Raw genomic sequence first — 4,336 nt, forward strand, 5'->3', positions numbered from 1 at the left:
CCTTGATGATAAAACTTAATAGGAATATTATGAAAGTTGATTTATGTCTTGACAACGGTCATTTCATAACAGTAATTTGAGAAGACGGAATACTTATATTCTGGTTCTTAAACAATATATGATTCTTAAAAGATAGATTGATATTCTTCATCTCAATCATAAATCCACCTTCTTTACAAACCATTGACTATAACATATATATAAGAAACAAATAACTAGAGTCACACCTATTTGAATAATCATAAATAGTAATAAACTCATAGTCATTGACTGACGATTAATCACAAAGAAACCAATTTTTCTTGCGATAAAGAAACCAGGAATACTTAGTAATAGAGATAAGATGGACTGTACAATCATATTATCATTCATTAAAGAACAAATTGTTTGATTCTTTAAACCATAAATCTTCAACAATTTAATTTCATTCTTTCTATCATCCAATGCATTCATTTGTACAAGAACATAAAGGAATATTGCGATTAATATCACTACAGCCATAAAAATGTATCTTCCTTTTCTTTCTTCCTTATAGACATCAACCATATCTGTCACTGAATTATATTGATCATAAGTAATGAAATTATTAGAAATCTGAGATATTTCTTTTTCAACACTTTTTAAGTTCTTAATACGGTCTACTTCTACAACATAATTCTTACTTTGATAAGGAGTAATAGCTGCATTGTATTCTTTGGCATCTAGTAAACTATCAGGAGTCTGGTTATTGTATTGATTTAAAATAGTATAGAATGATTTGTCATTCATAAGTACAACATATCCAGCACTAAGAAATTCATTATAATAATCATCTGTTGAAATAATATGATTGATTTCTATTTCAAGATTTACTTTCTTAGTAAGAACCTGTGATAAAGTCCCCAATGTTTTAGAATCATCAATTTCACATTGATAAGTATATTGTTGGACAGGAACATATACATCTATAGATATTTTAAAGTTCTTTTCTTTTTCATCTATACCTAGCTTTCTTGCGAATGATTGACTGATTGCATTTCCTTTAAGTTCTTTTCCATCTACTTCAATATTCTGGAAAGAGTAATAGGGAACAACCATTGGACTCCCTTCCTGAAAATAATCAAACTGTGTTTTACTTCCTTGATAATAAACAGTACCTTTACTCACATCTTCCATTTGATTGATTGTATCAAATACATCAAATGGATAAACACTCTTTACATGTTTGATTGATTTAATATGATTCAATTCCTCAGTACTTATATCAAGATTTACCTCTGCATCACCGATATAATAACTATCTACACCATTCGCAATATAAGAATCATTCATTTTACCTGTATATAATTCTGCTTTATTGGCTTGTTTTATACCACTTGATAACTTATTTTCCTGTAATAGACTATCACTTACGTTAGTAGAAATAGAGATCGTCATAATAAAACCTAGAAGTAATACAAGAATAAACTGAAACCATTGTCTTTTATTCTTATAGAAGAAGTATTTATGATAACTGTTGATGTCTGACTTCTTCAGTTGAGTAGTTTGATTTATTTCATCTATGTTTTGATCGCATACAAGAATTCTATTTTCTATTCTATAAGTAATGTCTAGATGATTTATTAGATATTCATCATGAGTTGTAATGATAATATATTTGTTTTCTGATTTTAGTTTTTCGAGTAATTGGAGTACGATTTCTTTATTTTCTTGATCTAAAGAAGCAGTCGGTTCATCAATAATAATGATGGATGCATCTTTATACATGGATAACGCTATTAAGAATCTTTTTCTCTGCCCAATAGATAAAGAAGAAGGATAGCAGGATGGATCTATAAGATCCAATCCTACTAGATGAAGCATATTGTTCATTTTGGTTTGATCATATTGGCTTTCTTGTAGGTGATTAATAAATTCAAAATGTTCATATACTTTCATGTTATCAAAGAATGTCCCAAATTGATCAATATAAGACACCTTGTTTAATAGATAGTCTTCTTTATTAGAATTATTGATAGCTACATTATCTACATAAAGAAGATTATCTTTGTACTGGTATAATAATGATTTTAGGAATGTTGTTTTACCACATCCACTTTTACCAATAATACCAGTGATTTGACCAGGACATGTCTTAAAATGAGCATCATTGAATATGACTTGATCACCAAAATTTATATTTACATGTTTCATCTCAATCATAGTAAAGCACCTCCTATTTCAATCATACAACCTTTAAAAAAATAAATAATATCTTGAGGACGTTTGACCAATTTATGAGGATAATAAACAAAAAATACCTGTTATGAAACAGGTATAAGAGTAGAGATATAGAGTGATGCACCAGCATGCTGTACTTGTAAGCTTCCATGATATTTATGCAGTATTAATACAAGAGTATCATATTTCATTTGATTGATTCTTTCTTTTGCATCATTCATATACAATGTGATTTCAAAGGCACATTGGTCTTCCGTTATTTTTACTTCTAATTCATTATTCTCCATGCAATCTATTGCGATATCAAACAGATAATTTATAAGGATATTCAAATGTTCATCCTCTATAAATGATATATCCTGAACAGATACAATAATAGCAGGTTTAATGTTGTTGAGTTTAAGCTGTTCTAATTTCATATTGATAAATGAATCAAACAGCTTATTACCAGATATGATCAGCATGTTATGATCATTGAGAGAATCTATTCTTTTGTTTATCATCTTATTCACATTTTCAAATTCTTTTCTTTTTACATATTCTTTCATCTGAAGGTAATCATATTTTAAGTCATGTCTTAGCTTATAGAGTTCATTGTTTTTCTTTTCAATGAAGGCATAGTTTTGTTGGTCATTCTTAAAATGGTCAATGGCCTGGTTAAGAAGCTGTCGTTCATGATTCAGTTTGGTATATCTAAGGAATAAGTAATAGGAAATGATGATAGTAATCAAAAGGGTCATAAGAATAATGAGATTACAGTTTATGCCTAATATATTAAGAAAGTCATTGTAGAGAATATGATAAATACATAGAGTACTTAAGGATATAGCCATAAGTAATCCCCAATAGAGATTCTTATTATCGATAGGGTAAAGCTTTTGAATAATAGCGAATGTAGAGATAATAAGAATATAGATGATCAATGAAACAATAGGGGATATTGGTATTAGAACAACTAAATTCTTTATAACAGTTAAAAATGAAAGATAGAAGATAATTTCTGATAACAGCCTATCTGAATAATAATAGAATAAGAAGCATAAAGATTCTATTAACAAGAAATCCTGTAATAGGGGATGACTTGTAAATACACCAAGAAGACAATTGATCAATAAAGAGGCAATAAAAATAGCTGTTTTATTTGTTCTAAGGAGATATGTCAGTAATGCTTCTATACAACAAAAATATAAGAAACTCATCATTGTATGTACCTCCTGTAGGCATGGTATTTTTCAATAATATCTTTTGATTTTCTAGAGACATTAAATGTTTGGTTGTTTATAAGAGTAACACTTTGATTATTGATTTTAGTAACATACTTAAAATTAATAATGGTGTATGAGTTGATCTTATAGAATGCTACATTAGAACATAACTCTTCAGAACATTTCTTTAATGTTGTGTATTGAACATATTCATTATCTTCTGTGTAAAAGGTACATGTATTTCTATGGGATTGAACATAGATGATATCCTTGAGATTAATGTATTGATTGTTTTTCTTATCAACGAGATATTGTTTATGGTTTTCAGCCTGATCTTTATCCATTTTGATAAATAGTCTTTCTAAATCATCTTCATAAGATGTTTTTCTTATAAAGAAGTAAAGCGCAATATCAAAACAATCATAAACAAGTGTTTCGTTACTAGACATGAATATGATGCGTGTATTCTTATTATCTATACTTTTCGCAATAGTGATACCATTATCCTGCATTAATAGAATATCTATAAACAAATAATCATAATCTTTTAATTGAAGTGATTTGAAATCATTATTAAATACATCAATACTACTTTCACTAAAGCATGTATTTTCTTCTATCTTATTTTTTATGACTTGGCTGAATTGAGTATCATCATCTATTATTCCTATTTTCATCTTATGTAGCTCCCAACTGAATATGTACATTATTAATTGATGTTTCTATTGTATCACGATATTGGGGTTATAAGAAAAAACTACAATACTAAATTATGTATTGTAGTTCCACAATCAGCTAAATTATTATCAATTGGGATTAATATTTTTTTTGAATACCCATAATCTACAGGTAACTATTTAAGAGAAGTGTGGAGCAGAAATATTCAGGATATAGACTATTTGTCTATGACTGATAGGAAATGATCTCTGTAG

General features: G+C 28.0%; 3 protein-coding genes. All 3 read right to left on the bottom strand.

Annotated features, from left to right (window positions below):
* Positions 1–156 precede the first annotated feature (156 nt).
* Positions 157–2,181 carry an ATP-binding cassette domain-containing protein gene (locus ABUA27_RS12235; RefSeq protein ID WP_349820818.1) on the bottom strand — a complete coding sequence of 675 codons (2,025 nt, stop codon included), beginning with the start codon at positions 2,179–2,181 and terminating at the stop codon, positions 157–159.
* A 101-nt stretch (positions 2,182–2,282) separates the two neighbouring features.
* Positions 2,283–3,401, bottom strand: a complete 1,119-nt coding sequence (locus tag ABUA27_RS12240) for a hypothetical protein (protein WP_349820819.1) — start codon at positions 3,399–3,401, stop codon at positions 2,283–2,285.
* The gene (locus ABUA27_RS12245) at positions 3,398–4,081 is read right to left on the bottom strand and encodes a LytR/AlgR family response regulator transcription factor (protein ID WP_349820820.1); all 684 of its coding nucleotides are present in this window, start codon (positions 4,079–4,081) and stop codon (positions 3,398–3,400) included. Before ABUA27_RS12245 ends, ABUA27_RS12240 begins: the two co-directional genes overlap by 4 nt.
* Positions 4,082–4,336: the final 255 nt, after the last annotated feature.

It is taken from the genome of Catenibacterium sp. RTP21428st1_D7_RTP21428_210409, from assembly GCF_040227455.1.
Lineage (GTDB): Bacteria > Bacillota_I > Bacilli_A > Erysipelotrichales > Coprobacillaceae > Catenibacterium > Catenibacterium mitsuoka_A.

Excerpts from the sequence above, each read along its gene's own strand:
- ABUA27_RS12235 (WP_349820818.1), bottom strand. The coding sequence starts at position 2,181 with ATGATTGAGATGAAACATGTAAATATAAATTTTGGTGATCAAGTCATA.
- ABUA27_RS12240 (WP_349820819.1), bottom strand. The coding sequence starts at position 3,401 with ATGATGAGTTTCTTATATTTTTGTTGTATAGAAGCATTACTGACATAT.
- ABUA27_RS12245 (WP_349820820.1), bottom strand. The coding sequence starts at position 4,081 with ATGAAAATAGGAATAATAGATGATGATACTCAATTCAGCCAAGTCATA.